Here is a 23,103-nt window from a genome sequence, read left to right as displayed (position 1 = left end):
GAATTATAAACCAAGGGACTTGAGCAGAGCATCTTCTGTGAAAGTCCCTTTTTCTACACAATTTTCCAGTCAATTCGGGTACAATAGAATACATAGTTTAACCGCTTACATTTTTTGATGAAGAGACATATTTTTGGAGTTCAATGGACAGGGAGGAATAGCTTACGTTTCGTCAGATGCTACAGCCTTTTTTGCGCTGGATCAATAATCTTTCTTTGCAAAGTCGATTAATCGGCACATATATTATTGTCATTTTATTACCGACTACAGCGGTATCCCTTTATTTCTATAATCAAGTGAATGAGACCTATATTCAAGATACACGGCTCAAAAGTATAGATGCATTGCAAAATGAAAAGCAAGTATTGCTTACACAGATTGAGACGATGGAACGGGCAGCACAATTAGCGTTATCCGATCAGGAAGTGATTCAATATCTGGCAAGTAATCATGATACACCTACCGCTGAATTGATCGAATTTAATAACAGTTCGTATGCTAATCTAGCACAGATTGGGATCAATAATCCGTCTATTTTGCATCTGCGATTGTATAGCGATAATGATCATACGTATGAAATGTGGCCGATCTTTTTTAAAGAGAAAAGGGTCTGGGATGAGCCGTGGTATAAGCTGGCTCGAACACTCGGAGATCGAGAAGGTTGGTATGTACAACGCCAGAATTTGTTACCCCGTTCGACTCGCTTTATGGTGCCTGAACTGGACCCACCTAAAGTCTCTCTTTTACGAGAAATTCAAGTCCCGAAAGGTCATCATGCGGGTATTGTACAGATTGATATGTTGTTAGCTAATTTTGCTCCACGTACATTTGGTGCATTACAAGAAGATGAATCGCAAATGTTATTACTGGATGCAGGTGGCGGGTATATTCCTCCTTCGAGTAAGGATCAGCAGTATACCTTTCCTTTACAACAATGGTTAACAGCTAACCATACAGAGCAGAATGAGACTCGTTCTTATCAAGCCGATGCGGCAGCTATAGAAGATCAGGAATTATCTTCGATAAGGTATACGTACCAAGGAACCGCTTATTTAGCCACATCAACTAGCATTGATCGCTTGGGTGCTCAGTTGGTGCATATTGTATCGTTAGAAAAAGTATTGCAAGACACAAGACGTGCACGTAACGGAATTGTCCTACTCAATATCGGATTTATTTTACTGGTATCTCTGATTACGTATCTAGCTAATACCTTTATTCTCAAAAATCTGCGTTTATTAACAGCAGCGATGAAAAAGGTACGTCGTGGCGAATTGCATCATGGAGTGGAAGTGGATGGCGGTGGAGAGATTGGCGAATTAGCCTACCATTTCAATCGAATGACTCTCACAATCAATGAATTGATTGCGCAAGCTGTCAGTAAGCAAGCTTTAATGAAAGAAGCAGAGTTACGCACATTGTACAGTCAGATTGATGCTCATTTTTTGTACAATACGCTTGAAAATATCAAAATGTTAGCTGAAATTGAGGATCAACGCCAAATCTCAGATGCGTTAACCTCTCTTGGCGGTATGATGCGCTATAACTTCAAATGGTCAGGTGAATATGTGAAGTTGAGTGAAGAAGTACGGCATATTCGCAATTATATCGAAGTGATGAATATACGATTTGAAGAACCGGTACGATTGAAATTAAATATTCCAGAACCCTTATTAGAACTGGAAATCTTAAAAATGTCGTTACAACCATTAGTCGAAAATGCATTCAAACATGCATGGAATGAAGAAGAGGATATCGAACGTTGCTTATTGATCGAAGTCGTTGCCACACCTGATCGAGTCATTACAGTGATTGTTCAAGATAATGGTAGTGGCATGGATGCTCCACAATTAGAAGCGTTGCAACAATGGATCTATGTTCCAGACGAACCGGACCATCATCATATTAGCAACAGTTATCCAACCAATGCGCCCAAAGAACAGCAATTACGCAAAGGCGGAATTGGTCTTCGCAATGTTCAGAGACGACTGGCTTTATTTTATGGAGAAGATTATGGATTACAAATTACAAGTACGGTAGGGGAAGGGACAAGAGTCACTTTACGATTTCCCAAAGTACTGCTGACAGGAGGAGAATCATAATATGATACAGCTATTAATCGTAGATGATGAACGGAATATTAGACAAGGACTGCAAGTGATGATTGAACGGGAGTTCCCTAACCATTATGAGTGTATTCATGCCCGTCAGGGTCAAGAAGCATTGGATAAAGTGATGCAAATGTCTATTGATATTGTGATTACCGATATTCGGATGCCTGTCATGGATGGTGTGCAATTTTTGGAACAAATGCGTGGTCTGGATAGATCGATTGTAGCGACTCAACCGTATGTTATTGTACTGAGTGGATATGATGATTTTGAGTATGCCAAAGCCGCTATTCGGTATCAGGTTAGCGAATATTTGCTGAAGCCGATTCGGCGTGAAGACTTATTTGATGCGTTGCACCGACTGGAAGAAGAGTTAGAGAAGCGTGATCTAGTGTCTCTTCGTCTGGCTGAAGTGGAACAGTATCATTTGCAAAAAGATCAAGAACGATTACAACGTCTGTTGTACACCTCTGAGAATGATCTAACTCTTCTTTCTGAAGTAGCAGAAGGTCTTGTATTACCAGAGCATTATCTTGTATGTGTATTTCAGTATAAAAATAAAGAAGGTACCTCTATTTCTCGAGAGGAGCTAGGTGTACTGGTCAGTCGATTGTGCTCCAGTTCATCCATTCAGTATGTTGCGCAGTTATATGATCGTGAAGATCGCTTAGTCTGGATGATTCCAACCAGTGAAGTTCATGCGTTAGAACAATTGGCTGAACTTGCCGCGCAACGGGAAGTGGAAGGATTATTGATCGGTGTAAGTAAACAAGGCAGTCTATTGCAACATATTCCTCATTATTATGATCAAGCCTGTCAGGCACTTAATTATGGATTTCTTCATCCCGGTGTTTATTTGATCCGTTATTCATTGATTCAGCAGACTTTTTCGACATGGAGTGTTCCTGAAGAAGAGATCCGTTTGTTAGGTAATACGCTGGGGAGTGATCGTGATCCAGAGATTGAGCAACGACTGTATCAGATTTTTCGGATTCATGAACTTATCTATCTTCCTTTAGCTTATATTGAACAAGTGGCTCAGCAGATCAATGAGCAAGTCTTAGATGAGATTTTCAGACACTATGGAGAAGCTTCAGTTGAAGTATTGCGTCTTTATCGGCGTGTAGGCAACCTGAATCATTATCGTTACTTTCAGGATTATTTTCACGATCTGGAAAATGTATTGATCTGTCTGGATGATTATATCCGGCAATTACGCTTAATCCATACTCAACCTCAACATCTCAAAGAAGCTGTCCAATTTATTCATGCGCATTATGATCGTCCATTAAATATGGCGATTGTAAGCAACCATGTGTCGCTGAATTATTCTTATTTTAGTGAAGCATTCAAAGCATACACCGGAGAAAGCTTTGTCGTTTATTTGAAAAAAGTACGTATTGCCAAAGCAAAATTGTTACTGATCGAGAGCTCTTGTCGATTAAACGAAATCAGTCAACAGGTCGGATTCGAGAGCAGTCGACACTTCTCCAAAGTATTCCGAGAGCTCGAAGGAATCACCCCTCAAGAATATCGGTCAAAGATGAATTTGCGTTCATTGATCTAATTTAGAAAGCCGATAATAAAAAATAATTGCATATGCAAGAAATAGATTCCTTTTCATTAAAGTTTGCAGTAAAATAATGAGGCGAGAACCGATTAGATTGCGGAATATGAAGTAGGTATTGGAGGTTTTACGGTTGCCCAAGCGTGCAAATTGGAGTATTCGCACCAAAATTATTTCTGGGTATGTTGTGATTATTTTATGCGTAGGCGTTGTGTTATTGATGATGTCTGGACGTGTGAATCAATTAGAACAGGAAAATAGATATATAAATGATCATGATCTGGAAGTTCATAACTTAACCAATCTGATCGAAAAGCATGTGCTTGATATGGAGACAGGACAGCGCGGCTTTGCTTTGACTGGTGATGATAGTTATCTGGATCCCTACAATAATGGGGTTCTGCAATGGGAATCTGATTATAACAAGTTAGTCACTCTAGTGGAAGATAACGAATTGCAACGTAGCAATTTGACAACGATCAAGTCAGGTATAGAGAAATGGATTGAAGATGCCGGCGATCCTGTTCTACAGATGAGACGTAATAACGATGAAGCTGGAATTACGCAATTTTTCAAAGTCGATCCGGGTAAGCAACAGATTGATCGATTACGCAGTGAGCTAGAAGCTTTTCGGACAACTGAAAAAGCACTCACAGATGCACGTATTGAAAGTATTGCTGCTAGCAATCAACGTTTATTTGTAGCGATGGTGACCTTGTGGATTGTAGTTGCGATTGTATCGTTGATAACAGCATGGGTGATTGCTCGCCAGATTGTACGAACATTACGCGATGTCACCGATACGATTCATGATATTGGTGAAGGTGGCGATCTGAACAAACGGATCACTATTCGTACCCGTGATGAGATTGCAGAACTGGGTACAGCGACCAATCAATTATTGGATCATGTCCAGCATGAGAATTGGATCAAAGACCAGATTGCGATTGCATCAACTCGTTTTCAAGAATCTGATCGTATAGAATCGCTATCTTCTGCATTACTAACCAAAATGAATAAATGGTTTGATGCTTCATATGGAGTGGTCTATTATGATAGCGAAAATGAAGAAGAAGGCTGGGTCAAAACAGCTTCATTTGCCGCACATCATACAGATATTGAATTAGGTGCAGCTTATATTACAGAAGGCGAAGGATTAGCAGGGCAATGTATTGTTGAAAAAAGAATGTTAACGTACAGTCCGCTTCCTAAAGGTTATGTTCAGATCAATTCAGGTCTGGGTAGTACCGAAGCCAAAGCTTTAGTAGCCGCTCCGATTATGTTTGAAGGTAAAGTACTAGCGGTTGTTGAAATTGCTTTTATCGAGCCAATGACGATCGAACAATCCGATTTATTTGAACATTTACTCAATATTTTTGCAGTAACGATGAATTCATTATTGATTCGTAAAAAGATTGAGCAGATGTATCATGATTCTCAGAATATGAACTATGAACTACAAGTTCAATCGGAAGAATTACAAGTCCAATCCGAAGAACTTCAGACCCAAGCAGATGAACTGCATATGCAGACTGAAGAGTTGCAGATGCTGAATGAACGTTTGGAACAAGGTAAAATGGCTGCGGAAAGTACAGCGATTGAACTGGATAAATATGCACAACAGCTACAAGTGAGCTCACGGTACAAATCAGAATTTCTGGCAAATATGTCCCATGAATTACGTACACCGCTTAATAGTATGCTAATTCTTTCACAAATTCTGTCTGAAAATAGTGCGAATACGTTAACAGAGAAAGAGCAAGAATATGCTTCGATTATTCATCATTCAGGCAAAGACTTGCTTAATCTGATCAACGATATTCTTGATCTATCCAAAGTGGAAGCCGGTAAAATGCATATTGAGATCGATCCAGTTAGCACTCAAGCCATTCCTGAACAAATGGAGCGTTATTTCAAAGAAGGTGCAGCATTGCGTGATCTTTACTTCGATATTGATGTGAAAGATAATGTGCCTGATCTGATCTACTCCGATGATATGCGTCTACAGCAAGTGCTTCGTAACTTATTATCCAATGCTTTCAAATTTACTGAAGTGGGCGGTGTCACGTTAACGATTGAGAAGTTAGATCGTGTACAGACGCAGGAATATCAATCGGATCAACCAATGATTGCTTTTGTTGTTCGTGATACAGGTATAGGCATTTCACCTGAAAATAGCCGCTTAATCTTTGAAGCCTTTAGACAAGCTGATGGAGCTACCGCTCGCAAATATGGTGGTACAGGATTAGGATTGTCGATTTCCTCACAATTGGCTCATTTGTTAGGCGGAGAGATTACATTGGAAAGTCAGGTGGGTGAAGGTAGTACCTTTACGTTCTATATTCCTTGTTTGGAGTCGGATCCTAATGATGAGAGTGAATTGTTTACAGTAGCAGAGCCGATCAGTCACACCGTCTTTTTTGAAAAAGAGTCGCTGAATGTTATGGATACTGATTCGGATCTCAATCTACCGCTTCAGTCAGCACGTCTAGCTGCATCGTATGCTGAAACAGACCGCTTAGCTTTGCACGATAATGAAAATACGATTAACCTAACTCCAACTGATCTCAATACAGAACAATATGAAGGTCTAGATGGTAAGAAAATTCTAATCGTTGATGATGATATTCGGAATGTGTATGCTTTAACAAGTCTGTTAGAGCGTCATAGTGTTAATATTCTGATTTCCCAAAATGGTCGAGATGCTCTGGAAATTTTGCATATGACACAGGATATTGATCTCATTCTGATGGATATTATGATGCCACAATTAGATGGGTATGAGACGATGCGTACGATTCGTAATCTGTATGGATATGCGCAGGTGCCGATTATTGTACTCACTGCCAAAGCAATGAAAGAAGATCGTGAAAAAGCAATTCAAGCCGGAGCTTCAGATTACATGAGTAAGCCACTGGAAATGCAACAAGTATTGCTTCGTATCGAGCATTGGCTAGGCAAAACACAGAATGATTATTTTACAACATAAATAGAATCCAAAAAGATACTTTCCAAAAGGAAGGTATCTTTTTGCGTTTGGGTCTTAATACCCTTGTCGAAAAGTGTAATTAATAGTAAATTTGAACTATTAATAATGCTAACTAACTTGATGAAAAAAGAGAATTATTTTAAAAAAAGGAGTACGAATGATGAACATTTCTTCATCTACAGGCTATGCGGGAGCTAGCAATCCCGATACAACGCATCAGCTAGCCAAGACTCGGTTAACAAGCCCTCTGGATCGTTACCCAAAACAGATCATGATGTCAAAACTACAGCCTTACCAACCAGCGAAAAAAGTCTCCAAGAACAGCAATTAGAAGAAACCAAGCAATACAAAAAAGAAGATCAGCAAAAAGAATTAAAAAAACAGGAAGCTGATCAATTTTTTGAAAAGCAACAAAAGAAACAAGAAGAAATCAACAAAATGGCTTATGAGATGTTAGCCAATCAGGGGATTGCACAGATCGGCATTGATAATCAGCTAGCATTGAATAAAGACAATTATGAAGATACGGTCAAACATCTTGTTGCCAAAGGTTTTCAAATAGAAACCGATGAGCAAAAATTAACGATTAGCTCTCAACTCCATCAACTCAAGCTCGAGATTAGCAAAGAATCGTATAATCAATATGTCAAAACAGTATACGGCAAAGAAATAGCAGAAGCGTATACCGATATCGAAGATTCGCCTGCTCCTGTCTATCCAGAGAACTCGGTAGCCGAAACTAAAGCTACATCAACACCATCCGAACCAAGTCATTCATCTCCTTCACCGACAACACAGACCGAACACTCAACTTCTCAATCCACTTCATCAACTACTACCAACAGCACAGTTACACCAGATCCTGCTTCTTCCTCAGATCCAACACCTGTAACCAATAACAACAATAGTTCTACAACGGGAACCACCAACAGTTCTAATAACAGTCATTCTAGTACTTCCGCAAACGGATCGTCTGGAAGTCATACAACATCATCAGGTCCTTCATCGTCCACTAACAATGGAAATACCATTGGAGCTATTTTGCCTGGTGGATTAGTGAAATAAAATAATGTAAAAGATCTTATTCGAATAGTCATGTCGAATAAGATCTTTTTTTGTAGAACGGTTAATATTCGACAAAATTCGATTACAAATTATGGAATTTTTTAAAAATTATAGTTCAAATTACCCTTGCTAACTAAGTCGTTAAACAGTAAATTATTACTATACTAATTTGGATAAATATTACTATTATGTTTTTGGAATGGAAAGAAGATACTCGCCGCTCCCTGGTTCATAAATATCAATATGTGAAGGAGACTGCCTTATGAATATTACATCTAATGCGAGTTACTCTTCGACGGCTAGCCAGAATTCATACTACTCCTCGTCCTCTAATGATTCTACAACTAGAGCTACAGCTAGCACTGTGAAAAGCCCTGTTACTACTAATTCTGCTACAACAACAGATAACAATCGTCCGGATAAAACGCCAGCAGAGCAAAAGATAGAAAGTAACAAAGAATACAAAAAAGAATTACACCAAAAAGAAACAAAAGATAAAGAATTGGATGAACTTTTTGATAACCAACAAGAGCGTAAACAAGAAATACACAAACAAGTTCATGAAGCTCTATCCAATAATAGCTTTTACCAATTAGGTGCTCAAAATGGAATGGCACTGACTAAAGAAAATATGGACGAAACGATGAAGAATTTGTTTAACAAAGGATTCAAAGTGGATTCCACTGAAGATAAAATGACGCTGACTTCTAAAGTGCATCAGATGAAAATGGAAATTAGCAAAAATGCATATGATAAATATGTAGAAGCGGTCTACGGACAATTGAATCCTGTAGCAGACCAAGGTGCCAAACCTAAAGCAGATCCTTCTATCATTAAAACAGGTATATATGCGCCGCCTGCAACGATGGTTAAGCCCGTATTAACCACAGTAGGTAATGTTACAGGACAGACGCCAACACCAGTGCCAGCGCAGACTACACCAACACCAACGCCGGTAGTAACAACACCAACACCAGAGCCAGTAGCAACAACGCCGACACCAGCACCAGTACAGACTACACCAACGCCGGTAGTAACAACACCGACACCAGAGCCAGTAGCAACAACGCCGACACCAGTACCAGTACAGACTACACCAACACCAACGCCGGTAGTAACAACACCGACACCGGAGCCAGTAGCAACAACGCCGACACCAGTACCAGTACAGACTACACCGACACCAACGCCAGTACAGACAACTGCACCAACAACCAATACAATCAGTACACCAGTGAGCACAACAACGAATACGACAACCAATAATACAACAACAAGTTCAACATCTGTTAATATTCCAATCACTGTACCTAATGTGATTACAGTCAATACATCTATTCCTTTAGTATCTGCACCGACAACATCAACAACAGCACCGTTGATATCGGTAACCAGTCCATTGTTAACGCCAAAACCATCGACTACTGTTGTCCCAACAACAACATCGACTAGCACAACAACGGCTCCTACAACAAGTACACCTACTAAGAATCTACTTGGACTTTTGAAATAATGGGTAGTCTATGATAGAACAACGTAAAATCCCTTTGGTGCATACGGGATCAGGTCAAGACAGACCTTAATCTTGTAGGAGTATGCAGCAAAGGGATTTATTTGTTTTAAGCTTGAATGACTTGCTGATTCGATTGTCTAGCATGAAGATATAATTTGGCATATGTTCCATGCTGAGCGACTAACTGAGCATGAGTTCCTTGCTCAATAATTTCGCCGTGTTCCATGACCAGAATACGATCGGCATGCATAATCGTAGATAGACGGTGAGCAATTACAATCGTTGTGCGTCCATGGGATACAGTATCTAGCGCTTGTTGAACCAACTGTTCGGTATGTGAATCTAGATTGGCTGTTGCTTCATCTAGAATCAATACTTTCGGACGGAACACTACAATACGGGCAAATGAAATCAATTGACGCTCACCTGCGGATAATCCACTTCCACGCTCGGATAGACGGGTATCATATTTTAGCGGTAATCGTGTAATCATTTCATGCGCACCTACAAATTTACACGCTTCAATAACTTGTTCATCACTAATCTGTGGTTGGAACATTCGTACATTATCTATAATCGAACCGGAAAATAAAAACGGTTCTTGTTGAATCAATCCGACTATTCGGTGCAAGGTTTCTTGTGGCATATGCCGTAGATCAATATCATCAATCGTCACAGAACCTTTATTCACATCGTAGAAACGGTTGAGTAGAGCAATCAATGTACTTTTACCAGCACCTGTTGTCCCAACAACCCCGATCATTTCGCCTGCTTGAATATGCAGATCTAGATGAGGAATCACCGTCTGATCTTGATCATATCCGAATGAAATATGATTGAAATCCACCTTGCCTTTGACTTTGTTTAGATCGACCGTCACTGCTTGTTCAGGTGCAGGATCTTGAATCTGTGGTTGAAGTTTGAGAATGCGCCAGATTCGATCCATTGAGACAGTGGTCGATTGAAATGTATTCCATTGCATCGTAATCTGGTTAATCGGTTGAAAAAACTGGCGAATATAACTGATAAAAGCGTATAAAACACCGACTTCAATCTGCTTATTAAATACAGCCATACCTCCAAGCCAGACCATTAACACGAGTGCAATATTGCCCAAAATATCAAAGGTACGGTTAAAAAATACATTAGATTTTAATTGTTCCACATTAGCTTGCCAGTAATCAGCATTGTATTCATTAAATCGTTTTTTCTGTTCTTTTTCTTGATGGAAAATCTGGATTAATCCCATACCAGATAAGTTTTCTGCTGTAAATCCGACCAACTTGGATAAGCGACTACGTGTATATTGATACACCTGTCGTAATTTGCCCCGGAACAAAATCGCTAGTGTGGCAATAACAGGTAACGTAATCATCGAATACCAAGCAAGTGTTGTATCCAGACGGAACATAAAGTAAATAATAAACACAAGCATCATACCATCACGAATCAGACTTAATAGTACTTGCGTGAAAAATTGGCTGATCGTCTCAGTATCACTCGATACATTGGTCACCAAGCCACCACTACTAGAGCGATCAAAGAAGCTCATCGGTAATTTGGTAATATGAGCGAATAGATCATTACGAATACTAGCTACAATATGTTGTCCTACATATTGCAACAGATTACTTTGTACATAAGAAAAGATAAAACTAACGACTGCGAGTCCAAGATAAACAGCCGCCATCCCTGTTAAAAAAGGCAAACCATTTTGTCCGGCAGCAATATGATCATCGATCACAATTTTGACCAGATACGGTTGTAACAGATCAGCCGCAATCGCCAGCATCGTGGCAAAGAAGATACCAACAAATGTCCAACGATGTGGACGAGCATACGCTAAAATGGCACGCAGTGCTTCATATCGGATCGGAGCGCTGGTGGATGTACTGGCTTTGGTCGTAGAAGATGTCTGGCTCATGCGCGCAACCCTTCTTCCTGTAATTGATACAAGGATGAATAGATGCCTTGTTGTTGCAACAATTGTTGATGGGTTCCTTGTTGTACAATCGTACCTTCGTCGAGCACGATAATCAGATCAGCATGTTTAACAGCACTGATTCGATGCGAAATAATCAAGTTCGTATATTGATCTCGTTCACGAATTAAGTTGTTCAGTATTCCTGTTTCGGTTACAGCATCAACAGCACTCATACTATCATCCAGAATTAGAATCGGCCCTTTTTTGACCAATCCACGAGCAAGACTGGTACGTTGACGTTGCCCACCGGATAAAGTGATACCACGCTCACCTAATTTGGTATCGAACCCTTCTGGGAAATTAGAGATTGGCTCATAGATCATCGCTTGTCGTGCATGATCTTCTACTTTTTCAAGCGGTGTATTCCGATCACTGAACGCAATATTATCTCGAATCGTCGTGCTGAATAAAAATCCATCTTGAGGTACATAAGCGATGCGAGAACGTAGACTTTGTAGTGAAATTTGCCGAATATCAGTGCCACCTAACCAGACCGTATTTTCAGGTGGATCGTAAAGACGCAATAATAGCTTCACCAGTGTGCTTTTACCAGAACCTGTTTTGCCGACAATGCCTACCGTTTGTCCAGCTTCGATGTGCAGATTAATATCCGATAGGGCATAACGATCACTGCCCGGATAAGCAAATGATAAATGTTCGATTTTGAGATCAGGGGTAGAAGCGAGCGGTTGCGCATCAGGATGATCTTCGATATCAGGCTTTTCGGCAAGTAAACGATTCACTCGATCCAAAGAAGCGCCTGAACGTTGCATCATATTGATCACGTTACCAATTTGTTGCAAAGGGCCTGACATAATGCGTAAATACAAAGTCAAAGCAATAAAGTTACCGATTGTAATCGTACCTTGAATCGTTAGATAACCTCCATATAGTAACGAAATAACTAACGACAATGCACCTAGAAAAGGGACAGCCGCTTGAAATAGAGATGACATTCGTACCAGATGCAACTGATTATCACGAATATGATTGACTGTTGTGCCAAATCGCTGACGTGCCGTAGGTTCAATAGCAAAAGTCTTCGTCACTCGAATCCCGCTTAACTGTTCTTCTGCCGATTCTGTCATGACAGCTAACGATTCCTGTACATTTTGCGAGCGTTTGCGAATGCGTGGGCCAAAGTAAATCACTAGAAAAGGAATCCCCACCATCGGAACCACGCTCACCAGAATAAGATACAGTGGAATATGACTAAGTAACATCATCACAATACATGATAAAAATAGAAAAATAGCATTGGTGGTCATGGTCACACCATTCGAAATCGATTCACGTACTGAGTTCACATCATTGGTCATCGAGCTTAATAATTTACCTGTACCTTGTTTGGAAAAGTAATATTCACTTAGTGTAGAGAACTTGCTAAAAAGACTTTGACGCATTTCAAATTCGAATTTGCGTCCTAAGCGCATGACTGTGAATTGTCCAGCACCGAAAAAAAGATTATACATAATCCCAATTCCAGCTAATATCAGACTGTATTCAATAATCATTTGATACTGTATTCCACCATTCAGCAGAGCATCTGTAAATTGCCCCAGTACACGGGGAATTGCAGCTTGCCCGATATTAGACAGAATGATCAGACTGACAGCGAGTAGATAATATCGCCAATGCTTTTGGACATAATCAGTTAGAATACTCCGATCTTTCATATTTATATGTTCCTTCTTTCTTAAGCGGTATATCTTTTTACAACCCTTGAACTCTAATTGTTAAACAGTTCAGATAAAATATAATCCATATAGATAAGGTAAAGGGACAGTAGGAAAAGCCAAATTCATCTCAACGGTAAATGTAGCAACAGGATCAAAAAGCAGATCATACCATTCTTGCGCACTATTGAAAGGGTAAGAAGCAGATGGTGTATGTAGTGCATAACCATTGTCTAATTGAACTTTGATATCATGAGCATTCAAAAAGTCTTGCACACCCGTCTGTTCTAAAAGAAGATCATGATCTAATACCAGCAAGGTACCGCCATTTTTCTCAATACTTACAGGAATATTTGCTTTAAGAAATAGATCGATTAATGATTTGTCTTGCCACGGAATACGAACGGTAAGAGAAGAGAGCTGATAATGAGTGATCGCGTCTGCAAATAATGGATAGACCACTTCAGGATCACCACCATATTCAATCACACTACCGATTCGGGATGTTGCAGTATCTTCTTCATATGGAATAGACAAAATCACAAAACCAGCGACCTGATGATCAGCCGTCTCTGCGACTCGAATATGTTGTTGCTGTTTGTTAATATTAGCCATCGGGTGAGCAGCAATAAACTGCTGTAAATCGCCAAGCCCCCAACGAATATGAGCATATTGTGCTTGAATATGATGAGCAACAGCAAAAATATCCTGTGGTAAAAGATCACGATAACTTAAATGCAAACTAGCATCTGGTAATGTGCTAAAGGAAGCTGTAGATAATTCAAATACACTGATTTGTCCAAAGGGTACGCTTCCTACACGTGTATATAATGAACGATCTCCTGATATAAATAACACTGAAGCTCCAGCTGAACGTGCATGTTGTCTACACAACTCTAATAGCTGTCCAGCTAATCCTTGCCCGCGATAATCAGGGTGAGTGCAGACGGCCCCGATCGAATAGGCGGATACTGTATATGTACCGGATTGAATCTGTACCGGAACCATTCCCATAAAAGAAACCAATACACCTTCCGGTGTAAATGCACCATAAGAGTGACTTATACCTGTCTGAAAAAGAGCAGGGAAAGAGGACTCCATATATCGGTCTCCATCTGCGCAAAATACATCTTCTGCTAACAAAGCGGCTTGCTTCAGTTCATGTGTAAGAACACGTCTAATTTGCATATATTGCCCTCCTCGTGAGAATAATAGAGAAAAAAGTAAGCCGAATAAATGAAAGAATAAGTCGTTTACAGATAGTTCTAGCATACATTAGTTATAGAGCAAATACGATGGTTCACAAGGGCGATATATTGTATAAATACAAAAATCTCCAAACCTGAATATATCAGATTTAGAGATTATGATCGTCTGTATATTATAGATAACGTAATGAAGCCGGACGAATACATACAGCAGATACTTTGAAGCCTGGCATTTTACAATAAGCATCCAGTGTAGGATCAGTAGCTTGATTTACATTTTGGGCACCACCCCAATGCATCGGGACGAATAATGTATCTTCACGAATATGATTTTTGATCCGGCAACGAATAGTAAATGAACCCCGAACCGAAGAGACTTCAACCCAATCGTTATCTTTAATATGATATCGCTTAGCAGTCTGAGAATGAATCTCCATAAAATTCTCCGGTTCGCGCGCTGTTAATGTAGCACTGCGTCGGGTCTGTACCCCTGTTAAATAATGCGCAAGCACACGTCCATTAGTCATCAGCAGAGGATAATCTGAAGAAATCGTATCTTTGGTTGCTACATTAGCAATCGATGTAAATACAGCACGACCATCTGCATGAGCAAACGAATCTGCAAACATCGTAGGTACACCTGAATGATCTAGCGAAGGACAAGGCCAGTATATTCCTTCTTCTCTACGTAGACGATCATAAGTAATACCGTAATAATCAGCAAGACCGCCACGACTGGCTAACCGTAATTCATTAAAGACATCTTCCGCCTGTGCAAAATCAAAACCTGTATGCTGACCAAGTACTCGGGCTAACTCACATAGGATCTGCCAGTCATGTTTACTTTCATATGGAATAGGGCGGGCTGCTTCTCGTAACAGTACCCGACCTTCTAAATTGGTTAATGTACCTGTATTTTCTAAATAGGCAGTAACAGGCAACACGATATCTGCTAATTGCGCAGTCTCTGATAGAAATAAGTCAGCTACAATCAACAAGTCTAACTTTTCTAATCCAGCACGTACCAGTGGAATATTAGGATTAGATACTATAGGATTGGAACCCATTACGAATAAAGTAGTGATCTGTTGTTGATCAATAAGTTCCATCATCTCGTAAGCAGATACTCCTTTATCTGGTAAATCTTCAGGGTCAATATTCCAGACAGAAGAGATATAAGCACGATCTGCTGGATTTTCAATAGAACGATAGCCGGGTAATTGATCTGCTTTCTGTCCGTGTTCTCGTCCACCTTGCCCGTTGCCTTGTCCGGTAACGGCTCCATATCCACAACCAGGTTTACCAATTTTACCTGTTGCTAATACCAGATTTAGAAAATAACGGACAGCTAAATGCCCATCGGTCTGTTGTTCGACGCCACGAGCTGTAAAAATAATACCTGTACTTGCCTGAGCATAGACTTGGGCTGCTTGATAAATTAACGTCACAGGTACATCACAAATGCTAGCTGTCTGTTCTATATCAATATCGCGGACAAGCTCGGCTAACTCCTCATATCCATTAGTACGCTTTTTAATAAATTCATGATCGATCCAATCTTTTTCTAACATGATTTTGAGCATGGTGTTAGCTAGCAATGCATCTGTACCGGGACGAATTTGCAAATGAATATCTGCTATGGTAGCCGTTGCAGTCACTCTGGGATCTATAACTATAATCTGTGCTCCATTTTCTTTGGCTTGGTTAAAATAAGGCATTAAGGTAGGCTGACATTCAGCAATATTGGTACCCGCCAGAATAATACATTTAGCTAATGGAATATCAGATAATTGACATGTTAATCCACGATCGATCCCGAATGTTTTACTTCCAGCCGAAGCGGCGGCAGACATACAAAAACGTCCATTATAATCAATATATTTGGTACCTATCGCAACACGGGCGAATTTGCCTAATAGATATGCAGTCTCATTGGTGAGCGAACCTCCACCATAGATACCGATCGAATCTCGCCCGGATTGTTGAATAGACTGTTGCAGACGGTTGGCTATATAATCGTTCACTTCTTGCCATGAAGCACGTACAAGCTCTCCTTGACGACGAATAAGTGGATATTTCAATCGCTCACGGTTGAATACATGTTGATGAGCATTCATGCCTTTAATACATAGACGACCTTGTGAAGCCGCATTGGGTGTACCTTCTGCCTGATAAGTCATCAGAGGCAGAGTAGGATGTAATGTTGTAGATTCGGAGGAATGAAGAGTGATTTTACATTGTACGCTGCAAAAAGGACATTGCGTGTGCATCATAAGTTCCGCCTCCTTCACAGTCGTCATTCGAATGAGTGATCGCTTCATTGTAAAATAAAGATAAGACCTGTTCTCGCAGTGGAAGTATCCCTGTACGCTCCACCCAATGCCATAACGGTTCGCTGTAATGTGCATCATAACGATACAATTCCAGAGCAATATTCACTACGTACAGTACATCTGAGATATGTTCTACTGTGGTTAATAATGAAGATGCTTGAATAGGATCTGTAGCGCATCCTCCTATACTTATTTCCCAACCTGCTGGTGAATATAATATGCCGATGTCTTGTACTCGTACACTAACAGGGGAATAGATATCAAGGGCTATCGCTATATTGACTGTATGCGGTAGGGGCATCTGTTCTATAGTGGATTGCCATTGTCTGATCTGATGGATCACATCATTAGAATCTGTAACCTGTTGACCAATAGCATCAGAAGAAAGTAAGTTCCGATCTAATAATAGCTGTGCATAAGGTAAGCGATAGGTATCTAGCTGCGCTACAGCATTCGCTGAATACAGATGCTGATAATAATGAATCGTTGTACGGCAAGTGCTACAATCATGATCGTGCAATATGAATGGAGATATCATCTCTGGATTATTGTTCCATATGTTATCTTTGATCTGTTCTTTAAGAGCAGTATGAGTTAACGATGTCGATAAACAGATAGGTACGGTATCAGGATGCTCTGGAAGCTCTGTTATTAAAGGAGGATCTATAGCCGTTGTTGGGTCTGCTTGTGCCTGATTATCTGCCAAGCTATAACGCACAAGGGATTCGACGATCGGACGACAACCTCCGCATGAGCCAGATGCTTTGGTATGTTGCTGAACTTCATCTGCTGTCTGCAATCCATGAGTCTGTATCGATTGCAAGATCGTCGCTTTAGTTACTGCATTGCAAGCACAGACTGTAGCGGTATGTTCTAATTTGGCAGTAGCTATATCGGTGGGACTTTGTGATTGTTGTTCGCTTAATGTAGCCGTAGATTCCAATGGATGAAGATAGGACTCCACAGATGCACCTTGTTTGACCATTTCTAATAATGCAATGCCTTCTGCGGTATCTCCATATAAAATCGCCCCTGTGATCTTACCTGCAACAGCACTCACTTTTTTGTATGTTTTGCGTACACCATCATATTGCTGAATAACAGGTTCACAATCAGGAGCAGTCGTATCACCGACAGAAAATACAGATACACCGGATATTTTTAACTGAGAATAAGGGATAGACCCTTGATAAGGATAAGGACGTTGCTGACAAATATGCTGGGCAAGCACTTTACCTTGTTCATAGAGTGGAGCGACTAAGCCGTAAGTGATGCCTTGATGTTCTGCACATTCGCCTACAGCATAAATATGTTCAATACTAGTCTGCATATAATCATTGACTACAATGCCACGCTTAACATGTAGCCCTGCATATTCGGCTAAGCGGATATGAGGACGTATACCAACAGCCAGTACAACCAGATCAGCCGCTAACTTATCTCCACTGGCAAAACGTAACCCTTGCGCACGCGTAGTTCCGGTAATTCGAGTCGTATTTTGGTTCAGATGAAATTTCATCCCTTGTTGTTCCAGTTCTTGTTGTAGCAATTGCGCAGAAAGTTGATCCAGTTGTCGATTCATCAAGTATGAAGCATTGTGAATAACATGAGCTTCCATCCCTAAATGAAGCAGACCACGCGCAGCTTCCAGACCAAGTAACCCACCACCGATCACAGCCGCTTGACGATATTTCTGAGCATAAGTTTTCATTTGTTCGCAATCTTCAACGGTACGGAAAGAAATAACTCCTTTTTTATCAGAACCTTGAATAGGCGGAATAAACGGAATAGAACCTGTAGCAAAAATAAGGGTATCATAAGTCTGTTGTAGACCTGAAGCAGTGGTCAGCGTGCGAGTATCGGGATCGACGTGGGTGACTGTTTCGTTAGTATATAAAGTGATCTGTTGTTGTTGATACCATGACCAATCATGCAAAATAATATGTTCAAATGTATGTTCACCCTGTAGTATTTTGGAAAGCAAAATACGATTATAATTGGGATGTTGTTCAGTACCAAAAATCGTAATTTCAAAATCATCAGGGGCTAACTTTAAAATCTCTTCGACACAGCGTACACCTGCCATGCCATTGCCGATAACTACTAATTGTTGTCGCATAACAAGTTCCTCCTTTGTCTCTATTTCAAAGGTGCATCGTTATTTACACAGAAAAAGCCCTTCTCCGTATTCTGGAAAAGGGCATCGTTGCCGTTACATCATCACACTCCATTGTGTGAAATCTTATAGATAAGAGTAATAGATCAATCTTTTAATGTCAATATAATTAACATAAAATAAAAATAATTAGAATTTGAGTTAATTATATTGACATATTAGTCAGTCGTTCATATAATTTGAATCAAATTCACATTTGTGATGACAGCCAATCGCACACCACTCATATTATTTATCTCATGGCACACAATGACGTGTACCATGTAACAACGGCAATGAAGCCGCAACTTGTCCTTCAGCAATATAAGGGCAAATTGCGGCTTTTTTTATGATTACCTATAGAAAAAATAAACACACTGTGGAGAGGATGATACACAATGATGGACAAAAAAAGTTTTTGGCAAAGCGGGCATAAGCCTACATTATTAGGTTCTTTTTTGTACTTTGATATCAGCTTTATGATCTGGGGGATGATTGGGCCGCTTAGTGTAATTATTGCGCTCGATTATCCGATGGATCCTGTACAAAAAGCACAATTAGTCGCTTTACCGGTTCTAGGTGGTTCGATTTTACGCTTAGTCTTAGGATTCTTGTCTGATTATATTGGTCCCAAATTAACCGCACAGATCGGAATGATCTTAACATTGATTCCACTATTATTAGGCTGGCAATGGGTGCAATCTTTAGAGCAATTGTATGTTGTAGCGATATTGCTAGGGATAGCAGGCGCATCTTTTGCCGCTGCTTTACCACTTGCAGGGCAATGGTATCCTAAAGAACATCAAGGGCTTGCGATGGGGATAGCCGGGGCAGGGAATAGCGGAACCGTTATTGCTACTTTATTTGCTAATCGACTGGCTCAACATTTTGGAAGCTGGGAAATTGTATTTGGAATTGCCATGATTCCGATTATACTTGTTTTTATTTTCTTTACGATTTTTGCTAAAAACAGTCCTAACCGTCCTGAACCTAAAAAGCTATCTCAATATGCTACCGTACTTAAACAACGAGATGCATGGGTATTCTGTGCATTCTACTGTGTGACCTTTGGTGGGTTTGTAGGGCTTGCCAATTACTTAACAATTTTCTTTAATACTCAATATGGATTAACAGCCGTACAAGCGGCAGATATTGCTACTATTTGTGTGATAGCAGGGAGCTTTTTCCGTCCGGTAGGTGGATTTCTGGCAGATCGTATCGGTGGAACCAAGATGTTGATGTATCTATATTCAGGTGCAGGCATCATGTTAGCATGTGTTTCGTTTTTACCACCACTTCCGGTAGTTGTCAGCTTACTCTTTGTCGGTATGATGTGTCTGGGGGCAGGGAATGGATCTGTGTTCCAATTAGTGCCTCAACGATTTGGAAATGAGATTGGTCTAATGACAGGGATTGTAGGTGCGGCAGGTGGATTAGGCGGATATGCATTACCTCTTATTTTGGGCAATCTATACAAAGCGACAGGCTCCTATACATTAGGATTTATTATGCTCAGTATTATTGTGTTATGTTGCCTTAGCTTGCTAGTGATTATGCAGATCAAATGGCGGACAAGCTGGTTAGACCATAACGTTACCAAAACAGCACGTCAGGCAAGCTAATCCTTATCACATCAGTACTTTTGAGCAGAGATTGCTATTACTCATCATGCCAAATATGCACTGATAATGTTAAATATGCTATGAAAAAAGCACGATCTTATGGCTCTATTGCAGAGGATAAGATTGTGCTTTTTGTGTATAGGATTATAGGTAGGTAGCTCCTCTTCATTCAGATAAGATAGATAATCCAAAGATCAATTGGTTTAAAATAGTGTGGTTTGAGATGATAAAGAGTATAATAGATAGCATTGATTCAAGATGAAAAGAATATACTTGCTAAGTAGTTAAGTTATAAATCATCTATAATTGATTCTTGCATTACTTGTTCGTAACGTGATTACAAAAGATCATAAAGGGGCGAAGAAAATGAGTGAATTCAAATTAATGTTAGAAAAATATGCAGAACTTGTTGTTAAAGTCGGCGTCAATATTCAGCCAGGACAAGTACTGATCGTACAAGCACCTTTAGAAACAGTCGACTTAACTCGTCTGATTGTTGGCAAAGCGTATGAAGCAGGGGCGAAGTATGTACAGGTCGATTGGGATGACGAACAGATTACTCGTATTCGTTATGAAAAAGCAACAGACGAGTCATTTGGCTATTATCCTCAATGGCATGCTGATATGTTGGAGAAATTCGCTGAAGAAGGCGGAGCGATTTTACATATTAAAGTGCCAGATCCTGAATTGTTCAAAGGAATCGATTCATGGAAAGTATCTACAGCTGTTAAAGCAGCAGCGATTGCTCGTGAAAATTATCAGGGATATACACGGAATAGCCGAATTAGCTGGTCATTGATCAAAGCCCCTACACAAGCCTGGGCGAATAAAGTATTTGCAGATTTGCCAGAAGAAGAACGTGTATCTGCGATGTGGGAAGCAGTATTCCAGATGAATCGTGTCGGTTCAGATAATCCGGTCGCCGCTTGGAGAGATCATATTGATCATTTGAAAAAAAGTCAGGATATTCTCAATGCTAAACGCTATAAAAGCTTACATTACCGTGCACCAGGCACCGATCTACATGTTGTCTTGCCAGAAGGTCATCTATGGCGTGGTGGCGGTGGCGAAAATGAAAAAGGCGTTTACTTTGTTGCCAATATGCCTACAGAAGAAGTGTACAGTATGCCTCACCGTACAGGCGTAAATGGAACAGTGAGAAGCACATTACCACTTAACTTGAACGGTCGTCTGGTTGAAGGGATCGAACTTACCTTTAAAGACGGCAAAGTGATTGATTATCAAGCGACATCAGGACGTGAACATTTAACTTCTCTTTTGGAAACAGATGAAGGTGCTTCTTATCTAGGAGAAATTGCGTTGGTTCCTTACGATTCACCCATTTCACATTTAAAACGAGTCTTTTACAATACCGGTATTGATGAAAATGCTTCTTGTCACTTTGCGCTAGGTAGTGCGTACCCGACCAATATTGAAGGGGGTACACAAATGACGAAAGAGGAATTACAAAGCAAAGGTGCAAATGTAAGCTTAACTCACGTAGACTTTATGGTAGGATCAGATCAACTGGATATTGACGGAGAATTAGCAGATGGAACGATCGAACCTGTATTTCGTCAAGGAAATTGGGCTTTCTAAGCCCTTTTTCTTTATCTTTTTTTAATATACAGATTTTTGATAGCGTTATCATTTTGAAAAAACGAAAAATTTAGTTCGAAAACAAGTGAAATTAGATGTAAGAAGACTTGTCATGAACTAAAGAATAACGGTAAGATAAGCGTAATTAATCAATCACGACACAATTTCACAATTTTCGACAGAAGGTGGCTGGGTGATGAAAGTATTACTTGTTGATGATGATGTCATAGTATCCCGCGGACTTCGTAATATTATTCCATGGCAAGAATTAGGAGCAGAAGTGATCGGAGAAGCTCGTAATGGCAAAGATGCTTTAGAAATTGCTTTGCGTCTGCATCCTGATCTGATTATTACCGATATCAAAATGCCTATCATGGATGGTCTGGAATTATGTTGTCGTATTCGTGAATTAATGACGGATACAGCAATCGTGTTACTCAGTGCTCATGAAGAATTTGATTATGCTCGTCAGGCGATGCAATACGGAGTAGATACGTATATCGTCAAGCCTATGGGACGCAAAGAAATCAGCCAATTAACCACTTATATTCAAGAAGTCTCCCGTCGCAAAAACGAAAAGCTACATCATTATTCTTCCCTTTTTAATCGTCAATTGGAACTGAACTGTTATGAAGCACTCAAAACAAGTAATCTGCTTTTTTTCAAAGAACTATTTGAACATGAATTAGCGTTATCCACAGCCAGTCATAATGAGATCAAAGAATTATGTATGCGTCTACTCAATATTTTATTTGATTTTTATCAAGGGGTAGGCGGAGATCGAGCGTCTACGTTATTACAATCCAAATCCGCACGTTTTGATGATCTCTATAATCTCAAAACCCGTCATGAAGCGATATCGTTTACGTATGATCTGTTCCGTCAGGTCAATGAACTAGCCACCGAGAAGAAGGAAGATCGTCAGCATTCATTAGTGCAATATGTGAAGCAGTATGTACATGACAATATCTACAATGTAAATCTATCACTTGCTGATATTGCTTATCATATGGAGCGTTCACCTGCGTATCTTAGTGCAGTATTTAGTCAAAATACCGGTGTGAAATTAAATGTATATATTACGCAGAAACGCATCGATCAAGCCAGACAGTTGTTACTTGATCCGTCTTTGCCGATCTATAGTATTTCGGAAAAATTAGGCTTTCAAGATCCGCATTATTTTGCCCGTGTATTCAAAAAAGTAGAAAGTATTACACCTTCAGAATATCGAAATCTATATCTGAACCATAGTGTACGTGCTGATGCTGAGGTGAAATAATC

General features: G+C 40.0%; 13 protein-coding genes. 8 read left to right on the top strand and 5 right to left on the bottom strand.

From position 1 onward, the window contains the following. Positions 1-176: 176 nt before the first annotated feature. The 5 genes from PaeCFBP13512_RS03045 (at position 177) to PaeCFBP13512_RS23345 (ending at position 9,245) form a co-directional block, all read left to right on the top strand. Entirely contained in the window at positions 177-2,102 is a 1,926-nt protein-coding gene (locus tag PaeCFBP13512_RS03045) for a sensor histidine kinase (RefSeq protein ID WP_137221069.1), read from the top strand. Between the two features lies 1 nt (position 2,103). Next, positions 2,104-3,678 carry a response regulator gene (locus tag PaeCFBP13512_RS03040; protein WP_137221067.1) on the top strand — a complete coding sequence of 525 codons (1,575 nt, stop codon included), beginning with the start codon at positions 2,104-2,106 and terminating at the stop codon, positions 3,676-3,678. A 133-nt stretch (positions 3,679-3,811) separates the two neighbouring features. Next, positions 3,812-6,667 carry a CHASE3 domain-containing protein gene (locus PaeCFBP13512_RS03035; protein ID WP_137221065.1) on the top strand — a complete coding sequence of 952 codons (2,856 nt, stop codon included), beginning with the start codon at positions 3,812-3,814 and terminating at the stop codon, positions 6,665-6,667. Between the two features lie 450 nt (positions 6,668-7,117). Then, on the top strand, positions 7,118-7,732 hold the full coding sequence (locus PaeCFBP13512_RS03030) for a hypothetical protein (RefSeq protein WP_161594196.1): 615 nt from the start codon (positions 7,118-7,120) through the stop codon (positions 7,730-7,732). A gap of 262 nt (positions 7,733-7,994) precedes the next feature. After that, on the top strand, positions 7,995-9,245 hold the full coding sequence (locus tag PaeCFBP13512_RS23345) for a hypothetical protein (protein ID WP_193555931.1): 1,251 nt from the start codon (positions 7,995-7,997) through the stop codon (positions 9,243-9,245). A gap of 106 nt (positions 9,246-9,351) precedes the next feature. Here PaeCFBP13512_RS23345 and PaeCFBP13512_RS03020 read toward each other — a convergent pair whose 3' ends face one another. The 5 genes from PaeCFBP13512_RS03020 to PaeCFBP13512_RS03000 form a co-directional block, all read right to left on the bottom strand. Continuing rightward, positions 9,352-11,169, bottom strand: a complete 1,818-nt coding sequence (locus PaeCFBP13512_RS03020) for an ABC transporter ATP-binding protein (protein ID WP_069327834.1) — start codon at positions 11,167-11,169, stop codon at positions 9,352-9,354. Beyond that, the gene (locus PaeCFBP13512_RS03015; RefSeq protein ID WP_137221061.1) at positions 11,166-12,905 is read right to left on the bottom strand and encodes an ABC transporter ATP-binding protein; all 1,740 of its coding nucleotides are present in this window, start codon (positions 12,903-12,905) and stop codon (positions 11,166-11,168) included. Before PaeCFBP13512_RS03015 ends, PaeCFBP13512_RS03020 begins: the two co-directional genes overlap by 4 nt. A 69-nt stretch (positions 12,906-12,974) precedes the next feature. After that, a complete protein-coding gene (locus PaeCFBP13512_RS03010) occupies positions 12,975-14,093 on the bottom strand; it encodes a GNAT family N-acetyltransferase (RefSeq protein ID WP_161594195.1) in 1,119 nt (372 codons plus the stop codon). Between the two features lie 193 nt (positions 14,094-14,286). After that, a complete protein-coding gene (gene nasC / locus PaeCFBP13512_RS03005; RefSeq protein WP_137221057.1) occupies positions 14,287-16,386 on the bottom strand; it encodes an assimilatory nitrate reductase catalytic subunit NasC in 2,100 nt (699 codons plus the stop codon). Then, the gene (locus tag PaeCFBP13512_RS03000; RefSeq protein ID WP_137221055.1) at positions 16,346-18,565 is read right to left on the bottom strand and encodes an FAD-dependent oxidoreductase; all 2,220 of its coding nucleotides are present in this window, start codon (positions 18,563-18,565) and stop codon (positions 16,346-16,348) included. The genes nasC and PaeCFBP13512_RS03000 overlap by 41 nt, the downstream gene beginning before the upstream one ends. Positions 18,566-19,002: 437 nt before the next feature. On the opposite strand from PaeCFBP13512_RS03000, the gene PaeCFBP13512_RS02995 reads away from it, so the two are divergent. From PaeCFBP13512_RS02995 to PaeCFBP13512_RS02985, 3 genes are all read left to right on the top strand, one after another. Next, on the top strand, positions 19,003-20,223 hold the full coding sequence (locus PaeCFBP13512_RS02995; RefSeq protein ID WP_137221429.1) for a nitrate/nitrite transporter: 1,221 nt from the start codon (positions 19,003-19,005) through the stop codon (positions 20,221-20,223). A gap of 366 nt (positions 20,224-20,589) precedes the next feature. Then, positions 20,590-21,822, top strand: a complete 1,233-nt coding sequence (locus PaeCFBP13512_RS02990) for an aminopeptidase (RefSeq protein ID WP_069327839.1) — start codon at positions 20,590-20,592, stop codon at positions 21,820-21,822. Between the two features lie 196 nt (positions 21,823-22,018). Next, a complete protein-coding gene (locus tag PaeCFBP13512_RS02985) occupies positions 22,019-23,101 on the top strand; it encodes a response regulator (RefSeq protein ID WP_069327840.1) in 1,083 nt (360 codons plus the stop codon). The last annotated feature ends 2 nt before the right edge of the window (positions 23,102-23,103 follow it).

The sequence above is a fragment of the Paenibacillus sp. CFBP13512 genome (assembly GCF_005233705.1).
Classification (GTDB): Bacteria; Bacillota; Bacilli; order Paenibacillales; family Paenibacillaceae; genus Saccharibacillus; species Saccharibacillus nuruki.
The sequence above is the reverse complement of the archived record's forward strand: the minus strand, read 5'-3'. Positions and strand labels throughout refer to the sequence as shown.

What these genes read in the sequence shown, in the direction of transcription:
- PaeCFBP13512_RS03020 (WP_069327834.1), bottom strand. Translation starts at nt 11,169, where the DNA reads ATGAGCCAGACATCTTCTACGACCAAAGCCAGTACATCCACCAGCGCT.
- PaeCFBP13512_RS03000 (WP_137221055.1), bottom strand. Translation starts at nt 18,565, where the DNA reads ATGCGACAACAATTAGTAGTTATCGGCAATGGCATGGCAGGTGTACGC.
- PaeCFBP13512_RS03030 (WP_161594196.1), top strand. Translation starts at nt 7,118, where the DNA reads ATGTTAGCCAATCAGGGGATTGCACAGATCGGCATTGATAATCAGCTA.
- PaeCFBP13512_RS03045 (WP_137221069.1), top strand. Translation starts at nt 177, where the DNA reads ATGCTACAGCCTTTTTTGCGCTGGATCAATAATCTTTCTTTGCAAAGT.
- PaeCFBP13512_RS02990 (WP_069327839.1), top strand. Translation starts at nt 20,590, where the DNA reads ATGAGTGAATTCAAATTAATGTTAGAAAAATATGCAGAACTTGTTGTT.
- PaeCFBP13512_RS03010 (WP_161594195.1), bottom strand. Translation starts at nt 14,093, where the DNA reads ATGCAAATTAGACGTGTTCTTACACATGAACTGAAGCAAGCCGCTTTG.
- nasC (WP_137221057.1), bottom strand. Translation starts at nt 16,386, where the DNA reads ATGATGCACACGCAATGTCCTTTTTGCAGCGTACAATGTAAAATCACT.
- PaeCFBP13512_RS02985 (WP_069327840.1), top strand. Translation starts at nt 22,019, where the DNA reads ATGAAAGTATTACTTGTTGATGATGATGTCATAGTATCCCGCGGACTT.
- PaeCFBP13512_RS23345 (WP_193555931.1), top strand. Translation starts at nt 7,995, where the DNA reads ATGAATATTACATCTAATGCGAGTTACTCTTCGACGGCTAGCCAGAAT.
- PaeCFBP13512_RS02995 (WP_137221429.1), top strand. Translation starts at nt 19,003, where the DNA reads ATGGACAAAAAAAGTTTTTGGCAAAGCGGGCATAAGCCTACATTATTA.
- PaeCFBP13512_RS03015 (WP_137221061.1), bottom strand. Translation starts at nt 12,905, where the DNA reads ATGAAAGATCGGAGTATTCTAACTGATTATGTCCAAAAGCATTGGCGA.
- PaeCFBP13512_RS03040 (WP_137221067.1), top strand. Translation starts at nt 2,104, where the DNA reads ATGATACAGCTATTAATCGTAGATGATGAACGGAATATTAGACAAGGA.